The sequence below is a fragment of the Neolewinella marina genome (assembly GCF_002631205.1).
Classification (GTDB): domain Bacteria; phylum Bacteroidota; class Bacteroidia; order Chitinophagales; family Saprospiraceae; genus Neolewinella; species Neolewinella marina.
On sequence record NZ_PDLO01000012.1, the window covers coordinates 19966 to 38375 of the forward strand.

13 protein-coding genes are annotated in these 18410 nt (G+C 63.0%); 10 read left to right on the top strand and 3 right to left on the bottom strand.

Translation table 11 applies throughout. The features are described 5' to 3' along the window. The first annotated feature begins 11 nt into the window (after window positions 1-11). Genes CGL56_RS17420 through CGL56_RS17430 form a run of 3 tightly spaced genes read left to right on the top strand, consistent with a single transcriptional unit; the run spans window position 12 to window position 4540 of the window. Window positions 12-1442 (top strand): RagB/SusD family nutrient uptake outer membrane protein, encoded by a 1431-nt coding sequence (locus CGL56_RS17420; protein WP_099107867.1) that lies wholly within the window; start codon window positions 12-14, stop codon window positions 1440-1442. Continuing rightward, window positions 1443-2888, top strand: a complete 1446-nt coding sequence (locus CGL56_RS17425; protein ID WP_099107868.1) for a sulfatase family protein — start codon at window positions 1443-1445, stop codon at window positions 2886-2888. Between the two features lie 56 nt (window positions 2889-2944). Then, window positions 2945-4540 (top strand): sulfatase family protein, encoded by a 1596-nt coding sequence (locus CGL56_RS17430; RefSeq protein ID WP_099107869.1) that lies wholly within the window; start codon window positions 2945-2947, stop codon window positions 4538-4540. Window positions 4541-4544: 4 nt separating this feature from the next. Here the strand turns inward: CGL56_RS17430 and CGL56_RS17435 are convergent, their stop codons facing one another. The 3 genes from CGL56_RS17435 to CGL56_RS17445 form a co-directional block, all read right to left on the bottom strand. Continuing rightward, window positions 4545-5669: a DUF819 family protein gene (locus CGL56_RS17435; RefSeq protein WP_099107870.1), complete on the bottom strand. Its 1125-nt coding sequence runs from the start codon at window positions 5667-5669 to the stop codon at window positions 4545-4547. A 97-nt stretch (window positions 5670-5766) separates the two neighbouring features. Continuing rightward, a complete protein-coding gene (locus tag CGL56_RS17440) occupies window positions 5767-6807 on the bottom strand; it encodes a sialidase family protein (RefSeq protein ID WP_099107871.1) in 1041 nt (346 codons plus the stop codon). A gap of 107 nt (window positions 6808-6914) precedes the next feature. Beyond that, on the bottom strand, window positions 6915-7601 hold the full coding sequence (locus CGL56_RS17445) for an NUDIX hydrolase (RefSeq protein WP_099107872.1): 687 nt from the start codon (window positions 7599-7601) through the stop codon (window positions 6915-6917). A gap of 238 nt (window positions 7602-7839) precedes the next feature. Between CGL56_RS17445 and CGL56_RS17450 the strand changes: the two genes are divergently transcribed. Genes CGL56_RS17450 through CGL56_RS17480 form a run of 7 tightly spaced genes read left to right on the top strand, consistent with a single transcriptional unit; the run spans window position 7840 to window position 18398 of the window. Beyond that, window positions 7840-9444 (top strand): alpha-N-arabinofuranosidase, encoded by a 1605-nt coding sequence (locus tag CGL56_RS17450; protein ID WP_245183925.1) that lies wholly within the window; start codon window positions 7840-7842, stop codon window positions 9442-9444. 59 nt (window positions 9445-9503) lie between these two features. Next, window positions 9504-11492, top strand: a complete 1989-nt coding sequence (locus CGL56_RS17455) for an alpha-L-arabinofuranosidase C-terminal domain-containing protein (protein WP_099107873.1) — start codon at window positions 9504-9506, stop codon at window positions 11490-11492. Window position 11493: 1 nt separating this feature from the next. Next, a complete protein-coding gene (locus CGL56_RS17460) occupies window positions 11494-13194 on the top strand; it encodes a ribulokinase (protein WP_099107874.1) in 1701 nt (566 codons plus the stop codon). Window positions 13195-13222: 28 nt separating this feature from the next. Then, window positions 13223-13918: an L-ribulose-5-phosphate 4-epimerase gene (locus CGL56_RS17465; RefSeq protein ID WP_099107875.1), complete on the top strand. Its 696-nt coding sequence runs from the start codon at window positions 13223-13225 to the stop codon at window positions 13916-13918. A 15-nt stretch (window positions 13919-13933) separates the two neighbouring features. Continuing rightward, the gene (gene araA / locus CGL56_RS17470) at window positions 13934-15439 is read left to right on the top strand and encodes an L-arabinose isomerase (protein WP_099107876.1); all 1506 of its coding nucleotides are present in this window, start codon (window positions 13934-13936) and stop codon (window positions 15437-15439) included. A gap of 19 nt (window positions 15440-15458) precedes the next feature. Beyond that, on the top strand, window positions 15459-16631 hold the full coding sequence (locus CGL56_RS17475) for an aldose epimerase family protein (protein ID WP_099107877.1): 1173 nt from the start codon (window positions 15459-15461) through the stop codon (window positions 16629-16631). A 12-nt stretch (window positions 16632-16643) separates the two neighbouring features. Next, window positions 16644-18398 carry a sodium:solute symporter gene (locus CGL56_RS17480; protein WP_099107878.1) on the top strand — a complete coding sequence of 585 codons (1755 nt, stop codon included), beginning with the start codon at window positions 16644-16646 and terminating at the stop codon, window positions 18396-18398. The last annotated feature ends 12 nt before the right edge of the window (window positions 18399-18410 follow it).

Below are 18410 nucleotides of genomic sequence, written 5' to 3' on the forward strand. Positions count from 1 at the left end.
ATACAAAGATCATGAAAGCCATATATCACTACCTCCTTGTCGTTTGTTTCGTCGGATTCACCGCCTGTGAAGGCCCCCTGGAAGAGGAGATCTTCAGCGAACTGGCCCCCTCTACCCTCTTCACTTCCGAAAGCGGGATCGAGGCGGTCCTCAACTCGGCCTACGCCTACAGCCACCGTTCCGGCTACCAGGAATCCTGGGCACCGCTGTTCATGCAGGGCATGACCGCCGGGGAGGCTCACGGACTCGGGGGCTCGATAGAATCCCTCTGGGCCAGCCTGATCACCTTCACCTGGGACGCCAACCACGCCCACGTGCTGGCGATGTGGACGGTCTACTACAACGCCATCCGCGACGCTAACCTCGTGCTGGACAACCTGGACAATGAAGCGCTGAGCGCCGACTTCCGCCAACGGGCCGCCGCCGAGGTTCACTTTCTCCGGGGCTGGAACTACGCCGAGTTATACAACCTGTACGGCCCCGTTCCGGTGTACACCTCCTCCACCGACGCCCCCCTGCAACCCCGGGCCAGCGATGCGGAGATGCGCGCCCTGATCGAAACGGAACTCCAGCTGGCCATCGAAGGACTGCCCGCGGAGCCCCTGGCGTACGGCAAGGCCACCCGGGGAGCGGCCATGGGCATCCTGACCAAATTCTACCTCAACACCCGGCAGTGGCAAAAGGCCGCCGACATGGCCCAGCGGGTCATCGACTCCGGGGACTACGGACTGGTACCGGTCTACTCTGACGTATTCGCGGTAGCCAATGAAGGCAACCGGGAAATGGTGTGGGCCCTGCCCAAATCGTCGGTTTCCGGTACGACCGGCCAGGCCATCAACGCCCTGCTCTTCCCCCCCGACTACCCCCGCCCCTACCCCAACAATGGCGTCTTCGCGGCCCGGACCTACCTCTTCGACGACTTCGTGAATTCCTTCGCCGAGGGGGACACCCGCCGGGATATGATCGTCACCGAATACGTAAGTACCTCCTCCGGTCAGCGGGTGGGCGGATTGGGCTTCGACCGCTCCTTCCCCTACAAATATGAATTCGACCCGAACTCGGTTGGCGTCAACTCCGGCAACGACCTGCCCGTCGTCCGCTACGCCGACATCCTGATCAGCCGGGCCGAGGCCCTGAACGAGTTGGAAGGCCCCACCCAGGAGGCCATCGATCTGGTGAGCCAGGTGCGGCAGCGCGCGGGTGCCGAACCCCTCCGGCTGGCCGACTACGACCAGGCCTCCCTGCGCGACGCCATCCTGCGGGAGCGCGAGTGGGAATTCTGGTTCGAAGCCAAGCGCCGGGAAGACCAGCTGCGCCACGGCCGCTTCATTGCCCAGGCCCGCGACCGGGGCCACAATGCGGAGGACTTCCACGTCCTCTTCCCCCTGCCCCAGGTGGAAATGAACGCCAACAACCTCTTGGAGCAAAATACGGGGTACTAGATGACCATCGGCAACCTGCTTTCCGCCCACCAATGGGCCACTCTCTGCTGTCTGCTGCTCCTGCTCCCGCCTGCGGGAGCAAGAGCGCAGGCATCCCCACCCCCCTCGCAACCGCCGAACATCATCGTCATCTTCGCCGACGACCTCGGCTACGGTGACCTGGGGGCGTACGGCCACCCGACGATCCGCACTCCAAACCTCGACCGTATGGCCGCCACCGGCCAGAAGTGGACCAACTTCTACGTGGGCGCCAGCGTATGCACCCCCAGCCGCGTGGCGCTACTGACCGGTCGGCTGCCGGTAAGGAGCGGGATGGTCAGCCGGCCCAAACGGGTGCTCTACCCCCACTCCAGAAGGGGATTGCCGGAAGAAGAAATCACCCTGGCCGACCAGTTGAAGTCGGCCGGCTACGCCACGGCCTGCATCGGCAAATGGCACCTGGGCCACCGCCCCCAATACCTGCCCACCCGTAACGGCTTCGACTACTACTTCGGCATTCCCTACTCCAACGATATGGACATCGTGGCCGACCTGGAAGCCGAGGGCGGCTACTACAACTTCTTCACCAGCCAGGCCAGCTACGACACGGAGAGCTACCACGTGCCCCTGATGCGGAATACCGAGATCATCGAGCGGCCGGCGAACCAGCACACCATTACCGACCGGTATACCCGGGAAACGATGGACTTCATCCGCAACCACCGCGACGGGCCGTTTTTTGTCTACCTGGCCCACAACCTGCCCCACATCCCCCTCTTTGCTTCGGATGCCTTCGTGGGAAAAAGTGAACGGGGGCTGTACGGCGACGTGGTGGAGGAGATCGACGCCGGCGTCGGCCAAATCCTCGACCTGCTCGAAGCGGAAGGGATCGCCGAGAATACCATCGTGGTATTCACCTCCGACAATGGCCCCTGGCTGCCCTTCGGGGTGCAGGGCGGCAGCGCCGGCCTGCTGCGCGACGGCAAGGGGACGACCTGGGAAGGGGGAATGCGGGAACCGTTCATCGCCTGGGGCCCGGGCCGGATCGCCCCCGGGGTAGTCACGGAACTGGGTACCACCATGGACCTCTTCACCACCTTCAGCAAGCTGGCGGGGGTGGCGGAGCCACAAGACCGCATCATTGATGGCCTGGACCTGTCCCCGGTGCTATTCGGTGGGGGGAGGAGTCCGCGCAACACCGTGTTCTACTACCGCAGCGCCGAACTCTACGCCGTCCGGGTAGGCGCCTACAAGGCCCACTTCATCACGGAAGGTGGCTACGGAGGGGAAGCCCGGACGGTACACGCCACCCCCCTGTTGTACAATGTGAACGTGGACCCCTCCGAAATCCACAACATCGCGGAAGACCACCCGGAAGTCCTGGCCGAAATCCGGACCGTCGTGGAAGCCCACAACCGCGATATGGTAAAGGGGCCCGATCAGCTCAGTGACGTCGAAGAACGGTAGGCGATTCGGTACCTTGCTTGCTCCAAATCCGCACCCTAAATAATTACCCTCCCTTCATGCGTAAGCTTTACACCCTGCTCCTGGCCCTGATCCTTGGCTCCTGCGGCCCCGCCCCCGAAACCGAAAGTTCCGCCGGGACCCAGGCGCGCAACGGCCGCCCGAACATCATCTTCATCATGTCGGACGACCACGCCCAGCGGGCCCTTTCCGCCTATACCGATGAGCTGACCGAAACGCCGAACCTGGACCGGATCGCGGACGGGGGGATGCTCTTCCGCAACAGCTTCGTGACCAACTCCATCTGTGCGCCCAGCCGCGCGGCCATCCTGACCGGAAAGTACAGCCACATCAACGGCAAGATCGATAACCTGAGCCCCTTCGATCCCAACCAGTGGACCTTCCCCGAGGCCCTGCACCGGGCCGGATACCGGACCAGCCTCTTCGGCAAGCACCACCTGAAGGAAATCCCCCACGGCCTGGACGAGTACCGGGCCCTGATCGACCAGGGAGACTACTACAACCCCACCTTCGTGCACAACGGGGATACTTTGGCCCCCACCGAGGGGTACACCACCACCCTGATCACCGACTACGCCCTGGCGGAACTGAAGCGGAACGCGGAGAGCGACCAGCCCTTCATGATGCTGTACTGGCACAAGGCGCCCCACCGCAACTGGATGCCCGACACGAGTGACCTGGCGGGACTGCTGGACAAGCGCTACCCCGAGCCCGCGAACCTGCGCGACGACTACGCCGGCCGGCCCGCCGCGGCAAATGCCGATATGCGCATCGCTGATATGTTCGTGAGCCAGGACCTGAAGGTGCTGAAAGAGTACGAGCCCAATGACCCCGGTACCGGCGGCGCGACCTTCTGGCCGGATGGCACGAAATACATGGCCGAGTACTTCTACCGGGAGATCGACCGGCTGAACCCCGCACAACGGGCCGCCTGGGAACCCTTCCTTAAGCGGGTCGGCGAGGAATGGCAGTCCGTTAAGGGTACCGACCAGGAACTTGGCTGGCGTTACCAGCGGTACATGCAGGACTACCTGGCCAGCGTGAAAAGCGTCGACGACAACGTGGGGCGGGTGCTGGACTACCTGGAAGAAAGCGGCCTCGACGAGAACACCATCGTCATCTACACCAGCGACCAGGGCTTCTACCTGGGTGAGCATGGCTGGTACGACAAGCGCTTCATGTACGAGGAAAGTCACCGGACGCCCCTGCTCATTAAGTATCCCGAGCAAATCGAAGGCGGGACTACCTCGGATGCCCTGGTGATGAATATCGACCTGGCCACCACCCTGCTGGAGCTCGCCGGCGTCGAAGTGCCCGCTGATTTGCAGGGGAGGAGCCTGACGCCACTCTTCAACGGAACTACGCCCGACAACTGGCGCGACCATATCTACTACCGCTACTACCAGGAAATGAACAGCTTCCACCGGGTGGCCCGCCACGAGGGGGTACGCGGCGAGCGCTACAAGCTGATCCACTTCACCGAGCCGGGCTTCGAGGGCTACGAGCTCTACGACCTGCGGGAGGACCCCCAGGAAATGGAAAACCGGATCGACGATCCCGCACTGGCCGCGGAAAAGGAACGGCTACAAACGGAACTGCGGGAACTGCGGCGGGAACTGAAGGTGACGGACTAACCCCCTACACCACCCACCATTCGAACAGGTAGATCGTGAGCAGCCCCCATACCGTTCCGGTCGCCATGCTCAGGATCGCGAGCAGTACGGCGTGGGGCATCCAGCGCTTTTCGTAGGCGGCGGTGACCGCGGGTGCCGTGGCGATGCCCCCCACGTTGGCCATGCTGCCAATGGGTACCCAGGCGGCGTTCACGTTGAGGGCCCGGGCCACGAGCAACATGAAGGCGAAGTGGCTGCTGAGCCAAACCACTAGAAAGCCCGTCAGGGCACCGTCGAACCGCACCAGGTCGAACCGCAGCCGCAGGCCCAGTACGGCCATGACCACCAGGATCATCACCGCCCCCACCCGGAGGGCCACGGCGTGGTTCCAGCGGGGGAGCAGGTTGCCGAACAGCAGTCCGGCCGCTGAAAGGATGAGCACGCCAGCCACGAAGGACTCCACGAGGTGGTTGATCACCAGCACGCTCCCCACCAGCAGGGCGATAGACCACAGCGGGTGGAGGGGCTCCCCCATTCGGGGACTCAGGTCGGCCGGCATGGTGCGGTCGGTGATCCCCAGGCGATCATTCAGGGCGTCGCTGCGCTTGATGCCCTGGAACATGAGGATGGTCCAGATATTGACCAGGATGTTGTCGAGGACGAGGATCGACAGGAAGATGTGCTCCGGGCAATCCACCGCCACCTTGAGCACCAGCTGGCTGCTGCTGCCCCCGATCCAGCTGCCGACGATGGGGGGCAGGCCCTTCCAGTAGCCGGCCGAGACCAGGGTATCGGTTACGAAGTCCGAACCGGCCAGGAAAAAGGCCAGTACCGCTGGAAAAACGGCGATCCACGCCGATCCGGCCACGAATACCGCCAGCGGCTTCCAGCCAATGGAACGGAGCTGCCCTACCGATAGCCCGCTCATCACGGCCACGATGGCCAGCGGGATAAAGTAGGCCCGGCTGTAGTCGTGGATGGTGTGCCCAGAGTAGTCCGCCCCCGTAACCCAGGAAACGCCCGCCGGCAGCAGGTAGGCCAGCAGGATAGCAGGCACCCAGGCGAACAGCCGGCGGAACCAGGGGGTATCCCACCGGTCCAGCAGATAGGTAAGCACTACGGTAACACCGGTGATCAGCCAGGGAGTCATGAGGGCGGGTGACGGGCGGCGGATTACCGCCCGGTAGTGGTGAAGCTAAGTTGGCGGGGCCTAATCTCGGTCTGCCCCGGGAGGTAAAGGTGAAGGATCATCGCTCCCCGAGCCGGAAGCTCGCGTGCCGGATCGTCCGCCGGTCGTAGGTATAGACCACGTGCACGGTCCCGTCCGCCGCCTGGATGATGGCCGGGTAGCTGTATTCCCCCTCCGCGTGGCGCTCGAGGTCGAAGAGCGACTGCCACTCCAGCCCGTCGGTGGACCACTCCACGTCCAGGACGCTGCGGCCGTTCCACCAGTTTTTGCCCCGTGGGAGGGGGTTGTTGACCAGCAGGAAGTCGCCGGAAGCGAGGGTCACGGCATCGACGCCGGAGTTTGAATTGGGGACGGCCACGGTGTCCGCCTCCGTCCAGTTGTTGCCCTTGTCGTAAGACCAGCTGCTTACGAGGCGGTCGTGCTTGCTGCGGCACAGGATCTGCAGGGTATCGCCGCCGTGTTGGAGGAAGGTAGGCTGGATGATCTCGAAGTCTTGCGGGTTCGGCACGGCGATCCTTTCCCAGCTTCCCGCGGATTCATTGTACTGTTCTAGGTGAACGCGCCAGGCATCGGTGGTGGGGTTTTCCGTGCTGCTGCCGCAGAGCAGTACGCCCGGTTCCGGCTCGATGGGCTTGTTGCGTATTGGCCCGAGGAAGCCGTCCGGCAGGTAGCGGGGGGCGCTCCACTGCGCTCCGTCGTCGTCGGAGGTCAACATGGCGCCGAACCACTCCCGGGGGTTCTTTCCCACCTTGTAGAAGAGGTACAGCTTTCCACCCAGGCTGCGGTACAGCACTGGATTCCAGCACGGCAGGGTGTCGCCTTCGGTGACCAGGGGAGTCACCAATTGCCGGGGTTCTGACCAACTTCCTCCTTCCCGGTTGCTGGCGTAGATGCCGACGTCCTTGGCCCCCTCATGGCTGCCCCCGAACCAGGCAACGAGCAACCGGTCCGGTCCGAGTTCGACGATCGTCGAAGCGTGACTGTTTTGGGTGACGGGCTCCTCGAAGACATCGGTCAGGACGAGGTTACTGTAGGTTGGAGGCTGGGCGAACATGAGGGCGGGCAGGAGGAAAGCAAGCGAGAGGAGGTGCAGGTACATGGGGCGCAGGAATTGTCCGCGAGCATATGTCGCGGGGACGGCGGGTGGCTGTTCACCGTCCCGTAGTCGTGAAGCTAAGCCGATTGGGGGAATGTTCCGCCCCGGCCCTAGAGATTCAGCGACGAGCGGTTCCGCTCCACCGTCTTATACTTCTCGGCATCGAAGCGGTAGAGGAAGGACCCCTTGCGGGAGGAGGTCTTGTCCTTTTCGTCCAGCTTTTCCAGGATGTCGAGGGAGCGGACCTTGCTGATGAAGTTGCGCTTGTCGAGGGAGACGTTCCAGATGGCTTCGTACAGGTTTTGCAACTGCCGCATGGTGAACTTCTCGGGGAGCAGTTCGAAGCCGATGGGCTCGGTTTCCGCCTTGGTGCGCAGCCGCTTCAGGGCGTGGCGGACCATCTTGTCGTGGTCGAAAATCAGGGGCGGGGCCTCCTCCACGCTGAACCACTGGGCGGAGAACTGCCGGTTCAGCTTCTGGCTGTGGTTCTTGATGTTGATGAGGGCGTAGTAGGCCGTGGAGACCGTCCGCTCCTCGGGGTCGCGGTCGATGTCGCTGAAGGTGCCCACCTGCTCCATGTAGATGTCGTCCAGACCGGTGTAACGATTCAGGATGCGGGTGGCGGCGTCGTGGAGCACCTCGCTCTTGTGCAGGAATCCCCCCACCAGCGACCACTTGCCGCGCTCGGGCTCGAAACCGCGCTTGATGAGGAGAATTTTCAGCTTTTCCCCGTCGAATCCGAAGATGATACAGTCGACCGCCAGCAGCAGCCGCTCCTTGTCCGTGTGATCATACATGACTGCCGGGGAAATAGGTGAACAGGTTTCCAGGTGCTGCAAACCTATGGTTTTCACCCAACATCCGATGTCAAGATAAGTGTAAAGTATACACCAAAACAGCATGGTGGATGAGCCCTCCCGTGAAATTAAATAAGACCATACCCCAGCCACGGGGAATATAATTTTGGTGAGTACCGAACGGGGGATTACATTTGTAAGTGTAACAATCACACTTATAAACCATCAATCCGCTCCCATGACAACGAACGAAATAGTCACGGCCTTGAAGCCCTCCGCATTTTATCCCTCAAAATGGATCCCCTTCCTGATCGTTGCCTTATTGTTGGCTGGCACGGCGGTGCTGGAGGCCCAAACGGTAGCCATGCGGGCCGCCCCCCAGCCCGACGCCCCCACCATCAGCCGCCACATCTACGGCCACTTCGCCGAGCACCTCGGCCGCAACATCTATGGTGGCTTTTACGTGGGTGAGGACAGCCCCATCCCGAACACCCAAGGGGTGCGCAACGACATCATCGAGGCCCTCCGCGAGCTGAAGATCCCCAACCTCCGCTGGCCGGGTGGCTGCTTTGCCGACACCTACCACTGGAAGGACGGTATTGGCCCCAAGGAAGACCGTCCGTCCATCCTCAACGTCTGGTGGGGCAACGTGAAGGAAGACAACAGCTTCGGCACCCACGAATTCCTGAACATGTGTGAACTCCTCGGTACGGAGCCCTACCTGTCGGCCAACGTGGGTAGCGGCACTCCCCAGGAATTCGCCGATTGGATCAAATACACCAACCACCCCGCCGGTACCAGCCCGATGCCGAACCTGCGGGCGGAGAACGGCCGCGAAAAACCCTGGGGGGTCAAGTACTGGGGTATCGGCAACGAGGCCTGGGGCTGTGGCGGTAATATGCGCCCCGAGTACTACGCCGACGTCTACCGCCAATTCGCCACCTACGCCAGCGACTGGAACAACTCCGACGGCATCTACAAGATCGCCTCGGGCGCCAGCAGCAGCGACTACAAGTGGACGGAGGTGCTCATGAAGAACATCCCCAAAAACCTGATCGACGCCATCGCGCTCCACCACTACTCGGTGATCGACTGGGGCAACAAGGGGCCGGCCAAGGACTTCACCGAGGACCACTACTTCGCCATCATGCGTGAAGCCCTGCGAATGGACGAGCTGGTGACCAAGCACGTGGCCATCATGGACGAGCACGACCCCAAAAAGAAGGTCGACCTCTTCGTCGACGAATGGGGCGGCTGGTACGAGGTGGAACCCGGTACCAACCCCGGATTCCTCTACCAGCAGAACACCATGCGCGACGCCATGGTCGCCGGAGCAACCCTGAACATCTTCAACAACCACGCCGACCGGGTGAAGATGGCCAACCTGGCCCAGGCCGTGAACGTACTGCAGGCCGTCATCCTCACCGATGAGGAGAAGATGCTGCTCACCCCCACCTACCACGTGATGAAGATGTACGCCGACCACCACGACGCCACCCTCATCCCCCTGGAGTTTGAATCGCCCACCTACAGCTACCAGGGGGAATCCCTGCCGGCCATCTCCGCCTCGGCTTCCCGCGATTCCCTCGGCGAGGTGCACGTCTCCCTGGTCAACATCGACGCCCATAAGCCCCACACCGTGCGCCTGGACGTATCGGCCCTCAACCTGCAATCCCTCTCCGGAGAGATTCTGGCCTCCGAAGCCCTCCAGGACCACAACACCTTCGACCAGCCCAACCGCGTGACCACCCGGCCCTTCGACGGTGCCCGCCTCGCCAACGGAACCATTTCCCTGGAGCTGCCCCCCTTCTCGGTGGTGATGCTGTCGGCAAGGGGCAAGTAGCCGTTCCCCGGCACCCGCGCCCCGCCGCAAAAAGAAATAAAATGCAACACTACCCATCCATGCGACCATTACTCACCGCCTGCCTCCTGCTGCTGTTCCTGAGCGGCTGCAGCCCCCGGGTCCTGACCGGCCAATCCGACGCCCGCACCCTGGAGCTCAACGCGGCTACCTCCGTGGCGGCCATCCAGCCCACCATGTACGGGATCTTTTTCGAGGACATCAACTTCGCCGCCGACGGGGGGCTCTACGCCGAAATGGTCAAGAACCGGAGCTTCGAATTCACCCTGCCGAAGACCGGGTGGCTGGAGCCACAGACCGACCAGTTTTCCCTGAATGCCCGCTCCGGCAAGAGCGACGTCATCAAAACGGGGCAGGACCAGGCCAACGTAAACTTCCTCCGGGTGACCGTGAAGGGGCCCGACTACGTACTGATCAACGAAGGATTCCGGGGCATGGGTGTCAAGGTCGGCGCGGAGTATGACCTGACCTTCGACGCCGCCGTGGGGGACGGCTCCATCTCGGAGGCCCGGTTCGAACTGATCGATACGGCGGGAAGTGTGCTCGGCGCCACCAGCGTGAAGCTGTCCGGCTCGGACTGGAAGGAATATTCGGGGACCCTCAAATCCGGGGGCACGGCGGCCAAGGCCCGGCTGCGCATCTCTTTCCAGGGCACCGGCGTGGTGGACCTGGACATGATCTCTCTCTTTCCCCGCGACACCTGGAAGGGACGTAAAAAGGGGCTGCGCAAGGACCTCGTTCAACTGCTCGACGACATGGACCCCGGCTTCCTCCGCTTCCCTGGGGGCTGCATCGTGGAAGGCCGTACCCTGGCCCGCCGCTACCAGTGGAAGAAGACGGTCGGCCCCGTAGCCGAGCGGGAGTACTTGGTGAACCGCTGGAACACCGAGTTCAACCACCGCCCCACGCCCGACTACTACCAGAGTTTCGGGCTGGGCTTCTTCGAGTACTTCCAGCTGGCCGAGGATATGGGCGCCGAACCCCTGCCCATCCTGAGCTGCGGTATGGCCTGCCAGTTCAACACCGGGGAACTCGTGCCCCTGGATGAACTGGACCCCTACGTACAGGACGCCCTGGACCTGATCGAATTCGCCAACGGGGACGTAAGCACTCCCTGGGGCAAGGTGCGCCGCGATATGGGCCACCCGGAACCCTTCAACCTGAAGTACATCGGCGTGGGCAATGAACAGTGGGGCCCCGAATACATCGAGCGGTACAAGGTCTTCAATGACGCGATCAAGGAAGCCTATCCGGACATCGTCATCGTATCGGGGAGCGGGCCCTTCCCGGATGGAGAGTTCTTCGAGTACGGCATGGAGCAGCTCACGGCGCTCGGCGCGGAGCTCGTGGACGAGCACTACTACCGCTCACCGGAGTGGTTCCGGGAAAATGCCACCCGCTACGACAACTACGACCGCAGCGGGCCCAAAATCTTCGCCGGGGAATACGCCGCCCAGAGCGTGGCCATCGCCAGCCCCGACAACAAGAACAACTGGAACACCGCCCTCTCCGAAGCGGCCTACATGACCGGCATGGAACGCAACGCCGACCTGGTCGTGATGACCTCCTACGCCCCCCTGATGGCCCACGCGGATGCCTGGCAGTGGACCCCCGACATGATCTGGTTCAACAACCTGGAATCTTACGGCACGGCGAATTACTACGTACAGAAGCTGTACGCCAACCACGCGGGTACCGACCTGCTCACCATCACCGAAGGCGGGCAACCACTCACCGGGCAACGGGAGCTGTACGCCTCGGCCGTCAAGGATGCCGGGAAAAATGAAATCTACCTCAAGGTGGCCAATACGGGTACCAGCCCCCAGCGGCTGACCATCAACATTAAGGGCGCCAAACCAGGTGCCACCGTCACCGTCCTGACCATGGCATCCGACGACCTGGAGGCCGTAAATTCATTTACGGCGCCGACAAAACTCAGTCCGGCGGAATCCACCGTTGCCCTGCAGCGCAACCAACTGGACGTCGAGGTACCTTCCCACGCCTTCGTGGTGTACAAACTGAAACTGTGATATGACTGAAGACAAGAACTACGTCATCGGCCTCGACTACGGCTCCGATTCCGTACGGGCCGTCCTGATCGATGCCGCCAACGGCCGGGAACTGGCCTCCGAAGTTTACTGGTACCCCCGCTGGAAGGCGGGACGCTACTGCGATCCGGCGCGCAACCAGTTCCGCCAACACCCCCTGGATCACATCGAGGGACTGGAAACCACCGTCCGGGCCGTCGTCACCAACAGCGGCGTGGAGCCCCGGCGGGTGCGCGGCATCTGCGTGGACACCACGGGCAGCTCCCCGGTGCCCGTCACCCGGGCCGGCACCCCCCTCTGCCTTGAACCGGGGATGGAAGAGAATCCGAATGCCATGATGGTCCTCTGGAAGGACCACACCGCCCTGGCCGAGGCCGAGGAGATCAACGCCCTGGCCCGTTCCTGGGGCGGGGAGGATTACACCCGCTACGAGGGGGGGATCTATTCCTCCGAGTGGTTCTGGGCCAAGATCCTGCACGTGATCCGCGAAGACGCCGCCGTGCGGGAGCGGGCCTACTCCTGGGTGGAGCACTGCGACCTGATGACCCACCTGCTTACCGGCCATTCCGATATCGCCGAGCTGAAGCGCAGCCGCTGCGCCGCCGGCCACAAGGCGATGTGGCACGAAGACTGGGACGGCCTGCCGCCCCGCGACTTCCTGGTCCGCCTCCACCCCCACCTGGCCGAACTGCGCGATCGCCTCTACCGGGACACCTACACCAGCGACACCGCCGCCGGCCACCTCAGTCCGGAATGGGCGGGGCGGCTGGGGCTGACCACCGATACCGTGGTGGCCGTAGGCACCTTCGACGCCCACGCTGGCGCCATCGGGGCGGGCATCACCGAGAACTGCCTGGTGCGAGTGATGGGTACCTCTACCTGTGATATGATGGTGGCCTCCCCGGAGGTGCTCGACGGCCACGCCGTGCGGGGCATTTGCGGGCAGGTCGACGGGTCCATCATCCCCGGCATGATCGGCCTGGAAGCCGGGCAGTCCGCCTTCGGCGACGTACTGGCGTGGTTCAAGTCGGTACTGCTCTGGCCTACCCGCGAGCTGCTGCCCGCCAGCGACTGGCTCTCCGACGAGCAGCGGCAACGGCTGGCCGACGACCTCGACGGGGCCCTGATCCGGACGCTCAGCGACCGGGCCGCAGCCCTGCCCCTGTCCGATCAGCTGCCTACCGCCCTGGACTGGGTGAACGGCCGCCGGACGCCCGACGCTGACCAGTCGCTGAAGAGCGCCATCATGAACATCTCTCTGGGCACCGGTGCCCCGGAACTGTTTCAGGCGCTGGTACACGCCATCTGCTTCGGTTCCCGCAAGATCGTGGAACGGTTCGAGTCGGAAGGCGTGCGCATCGACAAAGTGATCGGTATCGGCGGGGTGGCGCGCAAGTCACCCTACATCATGCAGACCCTGGCCAACGTGCTCGACCGGCCGATCGCGGTGGCCACCTCGGATTACGCCCCGGCCCTCGGGGCGGCCATTTACGCCGCCGTAGCCGCGGGCCTCTACCCCGATATCCTCACCGCCAGCGCCCGGCTGGCCAGTCGCTACGAAGCCGAATACCAACCCGACCCGGAGCAGGTGCGGCAACTGCGTCCGCTGTTCCGCCGCTACGAGGCCCTCGGGCAATTCGTGGAGGAGCAAACCAGCGCCACCCACGTCGCCCAGACCGCCTGATCCGCCCCACCCCAAAACCACCCAAGCCATGGCCTACAAAGAACTGAAACGCGCCTGCTACGAAGCCAACCTCGAGCTCAACACCCTCGGGCTGGTGATCTATACCTTCGGCAACGTCAGCGCGGTGGACCGCGACCGCGGCACCTTCGCCATCAAACCCAGCGGGGTAGCCTACGACGCCCTGCGGCCGGAAGACATCGTCATCGTGGACTTCGACAACCAGGTGGTGGAAGGCAAACTGCGCCCCTCTTCGGATACCAAGACCCACGCCTGGCTCTACCGCAGCTGGGAAGGCATTGGCGGCATCGCCCACACCCACGCCACCTACTCCGTATCCTGGGCCCAGGCCCAGATGGACATCCCCATCCTGGGGACCACCCACGCCGACCACCTGACCGAGGACGTGCCCTGTGCTCCGCCGATGAGCGACGAACTCATCAGTGGCAACTACGAGCACAACACGGGCCGGCAGATCACCGACTGCTTCCGGGAACGGGGACTCGACTACGGGGAGGTGCCCATGGTACTGCTCGGCAACCACGGCCCCTTCACCTGGGGCGACAGCGCCGCCAAGGCAGTCTACCACAGCAAGGTGCTGGAAGAGGTGGCCCGCATGGCCTTCCTCACCCGCCAGATTAACCCCGGGGCGCCGCGACTCAAGGAGGCCCTCATCCGCAAGCACTACGAAAGAAAACACGGCAAATCCGCCTACTACGGCCAATAACCCCACCAAGAAATTATGCTGAAGAATAATCAAACGCTCTGGTTCATCACCGGCAGCCAACACCTCTACGGTGCCGAAACCCTTGCGCAGGTCGCCCGCAACTCCGCCACCGTAGTGGCGGGCATCAACGAGCAGGGAAGCCTGCCCGTCAAGCTGGTCGCCCAGCCGGTGGTGACCACCCCGGACGAGATCCTGAGCGTCTGCCAACGCGCCAATACCGACGCCGACTGCATCGGAGTGGTGGTGTGGATGCACACCTTCTCCCCGGCCAAGATGTGGATCCGTGGCCTTACCGTCCTGACCAGGCCCCTCTGCCACCTTCACACCCAGTTCAACGCCGAGATTCCCTGGGGAACCATCGATATGGACTTCATGAACCTGAACCAGTCGGCCCACGGCGACCGGGAGTTCGGTTTCATGATGTCGCGTATGCGCAAGAAGCGCAAGGTGATCGTTGGCCACTGGCAAAGCCCAGTTATTCTCCAGAAGCTGAACGTATGGGCCCGGGTCGCCCGCGGTTGGGCAGAGCTTCAGCGGTTGCGGGTGGCGCGCATTGGAGATAATATGCGGCAGGTGGCCGTCACCGAGGGCAACAAGGTTTCCGCCGAAATGCGCTTCGGGTTCAGCGTGAACGGATACGCCGTATCGGACGTGCTGGCCCACCGGTCCGCCGCGACCGAATCCGCCGTCCAACAGCTCGTAGAGGAATACGAAGCGACTTACCGCCTCACGGATGCCCTGCGGGCGGGGGGGCAGCAACGGGAATCCCTGCTGGAAGCCGCCCGTATCGAGCTGACCCTGAAGTCCTTCCTGGAGGCGGGCGGTTTCGGGGCCTTCACCGATACCTTCGAGAACCTGGGCGAGTTCACCCAGCTGCCCGGCCTGGCCGTTCAGCGGCTGATGCAGCAGGGCTACGGCTTCGGGGCCGAGGGCGACTGGAAGACCGCCGCCCTGCTGCGCTGCATGAAGGTGATGGCCGAAGGACTGGACGGCGGCACCTCCTTCATGGAAGACTACACCTACCACTTTACCCCGGAGCGGTCTTACGTACTGGGCTCCCACATGCTGGAGATTTGCCCCTCTATCGCAGCGGGCAAACCCTCCTGCGAGATCCACCCCCTCGGCATCGGGGGCAAGAGCGACCCCGTACGCCTGGTCTTCGACGGGAGGGCGGGCAAGGCCCTGAACGCCTCCCTGATCGACATGGGCAACCGCTTCCGCCTGCTGGTGAACGAGGTGGAAAGCGTAAAACCGACCGAAGCCCTGCCGAACCTTCCAGTGGCCCGCGTCCTCTGGGACCCCCAACCCAATCTGGACGTGGCCGCTACCGCCTGGATCCTGGCGGGCGGTGCCCACCATACGGTATACACCCAGGCCCTGACTACCGAGTACCTCGAAGACCTGGCGGACATCGCCGGCATCGAACTGGCAGTCATCGACGACCGCACCCGCGTCCGCGAATTCAAGGACCACCTCAACGCCAACGAGGCCTACTATCACCTGTTCCAGCACGGCTACTGACCTTCCTAAAACAAGTATCATGCACACCAACTTCAGCGGCTACGTCCCCACGTTTGCCGGTCTTTTCCTGCTCCTCATCCTTACGCCTGGGTGCGGCGACCAAGCGGCACCGGTTCCCGAGGCGGCACCCGCTGCCGCCTCCATTGTCCGCGCAGACTACGGCACCACCACGGCGGGAGAGCCGGTAGAAAGCTACACCCTCCGCAATGCCGCCGGGATGGAAGTCACCATCATCACCTACGGAGGAATCATTACCGCGCTGACCGCCCCGGATCGCGAAGGGAAATTCGAAAACGTGGTGCTGGGCTACGACAGCCTCGGGCAGTACGAGGCCAGCAATCCGTACTTCGGTGCCCTCATCGGGCGCTACGGCAACCGGATCGCCGGAGGCAACTTCCAACTTGACGGGGAGACCTACCAACTGGAAACCAACGACGGGCCCAATCACCTCCACGGGGGGGTGACCGGTTTCGACAAGGTGGTATGGGAGGCCACTGAACTACCTTCGGCGACCGACCCCGGACTGCGCCTCACCCACCTGAGCCCGGATGGCGCGGGGGGCTACCCGGGCAACCTGTCCACCACCGTGACCTACACCCTGGGTGAGGACAACCGCCTGGAGGTAGCCTACGAAGCCACCACCGACCGGCCCACGATCGTTAACCTGACGCAGCATACGTACTTCAACCTGTCGGCCGACCCCTCCCGCGACATCCTCGACCACGTGCTGTCCATCGACGCCGAGCGGTACCTGCCGGTCGACCCCACCCTGATCCCCACCGGTGAGCTGGAGGAGGTGGCGGGTACTCCGTTCGACTTTACCGAGCCTAAAGCGATCGGGAAAGAAATTGGGCAGGAGCACGAGCAACTGCGGCGGGGCAAGGGCTACGACCACTGCTGGGTGCTGGACGCCCCCGGTGGGGAGGCTCCCGTGGCCACCCTCCACCACCCCGGCAGCGGCCGTCGGGTGGAAGTATTTACCGATGAGCCCGGCCTGCAGTTCTACAGCGGCAACTTCCTGGACGGCACCCTGCCCGCTCCCGGCGGCGGGACCTACGGTCATCGGACCGGTCTCTGTCTGGAAACGCAGCACTTCCCGGATTCTCCCAACCAGGACGGATTCCCCTCCGTGGTCCTGCGCCCCGGGGAGGCCTACGCCACCACGACCACCTACCAGTTTTCCACCAAGTAATATCTGATCGCGATGTCCGTACTAGCTACCCTTGACTGGGTAATCATCCTCCTCTACTTCGTCCTGATTCTCGGCATTGCCTGGTGGGTGATCCGGCAGAAGAACAATACCTCCGACGATTACTTCCTGGCCGGGCGCAACCTCGGGTGGTTCGTGATCGGTTCCTCCATTTTCGCCTCCAACATTGGCTCGGAGCACATCGTCGGGCTGGCCGGGTCCGGGGCAACGGATGGTGTAGCCATGGCCCACTACGAACTACACGCCTGGTGCCTGCTGGTTTTGGGCTGGGTCCTGGCACCCTTTTATATGCGGTCCAAGATCTATACCATGCCGGAATTCCTGGAGAAGCGCTTCAGTCCGGCCTCCCGCTGGGTACTGTCGATCATTTCCCTGATCGCCTACGTGCTGACCAAGGTGGCCGTAGGGATCTTCGCCGGGGGAATCGTCTTCGGCGTGCTGTTGCCTGACGTTAACTTCATGGGTCTTGACAGTTTCTGGGTAGGATCTATCCTGATGATCCTTCTCACCGGTGCCTATACCATCCTCGGCGGACTGAAGGCGGTGGCCTACACGGAAGCCATCCAGACGGTCATCCTCATATTTGGCGCGGTCACGGTAACGGTGTACGGCCTGGACGCCATCGGAGGCTGGGAAGAGCTGAAGCGCATTGCCGGCTCCGAAATGTTCAACCTCTGGAAACCCCTGGTCCCCGAAGGTGTAGAGGGTACCTGGGCACCCGTCAAGACCGAGACCCGGATGGCGTGGTACTTCAATACCAACTACCCCTGGGTGGGCATGCTGTTCTGCGCCCCCATCATCGGCCTGTGGTACTGGTGTACGGACCAGTATATCGTCCAGCGGATGCTCGGAGCCGCGAACCTCACGGAAGCGCGCCGTGGCACCATCGCCGCGGCATTTTTCAAATTGCTACCGGTCTTCATCTTCATCATTCCCGGCATCATCACCTTTGCCCTCGCGGCCAGCGGCAAAATGCCACAGCTGGCCGAAAACCTGCTCGACGCCGACGGCAACATCATCAATGCCAACGCCCAACAGGTCTTTCCCATGCTGGTAGCCAAGGTGCTGCCCGCGGGCATCCGGGGACTGGTGGTGGCCGGCCTGCTGGCCGCGCTGATGTCTTCACTGGCCGGGGTGTTCAACGCCTCGTCCACCCTGTTTACCATGGACCTATATTCCAAGTTCCGGCCCAACGTAAGCGAGGCCCAGCTGGTGCGGGTTGGCCGCATCGCCACCGCCGTGATGGTGGTGATCGGCCTGCTGTGGATCCCGGTGATCCAGGGCAGCCGCGGGCTCTACGACTACCTCCAGAGCGTGCAGGGCTACCTGGCCCCACCGATCTTCGTGGTTTTCTTCTTCGGGGTGTTCAACCAGCGGCTCAACGCCAACGGCGCCCTGGCGGCCATGCTAGTGGGCTTTGCCCTCGGCCTGTTTCGGCTGATGATCGATACCCCCGTCATGCTCAACGAGGGCTTCGCCTACGCCGAAGGCAGCTTCTTCTGGATCATGAACAACATGTTCTTCCAGTACTACAGCCTGTTGATCTTCCTGGTTTCGGCCATCACCATGGTCGCCGTGAGTTACGCTACCGCCCCCCCGCCCGCAGTTAAGGTGGACGGACTGACGGTATCAACCGTATCGGCAGAACAACGGGCGGAAACCCGGTCCAGCGTCCGGACGATCGACATCATCTTCTCCGTACTCGTGATCGTGCTGATCCTGGTGGCTTACCTCTACTTTACCGGGTGATCGCTCAGGAAC

Excerpts from the sequence above, each read along its gene's own strand:
- CGL56_RS17420 (WP_099107867.1), top strand. The coding sequence starts at position 12 with ATGAAAGCCATATATCACTACCTCCTTGTCGTTTGTTTCGTCGGATTC.
- CGL56_RS17425 (WP_099107868.1), top strand. The coding sequence starts at position 1,443 with ATGACCATCGGCAACCTGCTTTCCGCCCACCAATGGGCCACTCTCTGC.
- CGL56_RS17430 (WP_099107869.1), top strand. The coding sequence starts at position 2,945 with ATGCGTAAGCTTTACACCCTGCTCCTGGCCCTGATCCTTGGCTCCTGC.
- CGL56_RS17435 (WP_099107870.1), bottom strand. The coding sequence starts at position 5,669 with ATGACTCCCTGGCTGATCACCGGTGTTACCGTAGTGCTTACCTATCTG.
- CGL56_RS17440 (WP_099107871.1), bottom strand. The coding sequence starts at position 6,807 with ATGTACCTGCACCTCCTCTCGCTTGCTTTCCTCCTGCCCGCCCTCATG.
- CGL56_RS17445 (WP_099107872.1), bottom strand. The coding sequence starts at position 7,601 with ATGTATGATCACACGGACAAGGAGCGGCTGCTGCTGGCGGTCGACTGT.
- CGL56_RS17450 (WP_245183925.1), top strand. The coding sequence starts at position 7,840 with ATGACAACGAACGAAATAGTCACGGCCTTGAAGCCCTCCGCATTTTAT.
- CGL56_RS17455 (WP_099107873.1), top strand. The coding sequence starts at position 9,504 with ATGCGACCATTACTCACCGCCTGCCTCCTGCTGCTGTTCCTGAGCGGC.
- CGL56_RS17460 (WP_099107874.1), top strand. The coding sequence starts at position 11,494 with ATGACTGAAGACAAGAACTACGTCATCGGCCTCGACTACGGCTCCGAT.
- CGL56_RS17465 (WP_099107875.1), top strand. The coding sequence starts at position 13,223 with ATGGCCTACAAAGAACTGAAACGCGCCTGCTACGAAGCCAACCTCGAG.
- araA (WP_099107876.1), top strand. The coding sequence starts at position 13,934 with ATGCTGAAGAATAATCAAACGCTCTGGTTCATCACCGGCAGCCAACAC.
- CGL56_RS17475 (WP_099107877.1), top strand. The coding sequence starts at position 15,459 with ATGCACACCAACTTCAGCGGCTACGTCCCCACGTTTGCCGGTCTTTTC.
- CGL56_RS17480 (WP_099107878.1), top strand. The coding sequence starts at position 16,644 with ATGTCCGTACTAGCTACCCTTGACTGGGTAATCATCCTCCTCTACTTC.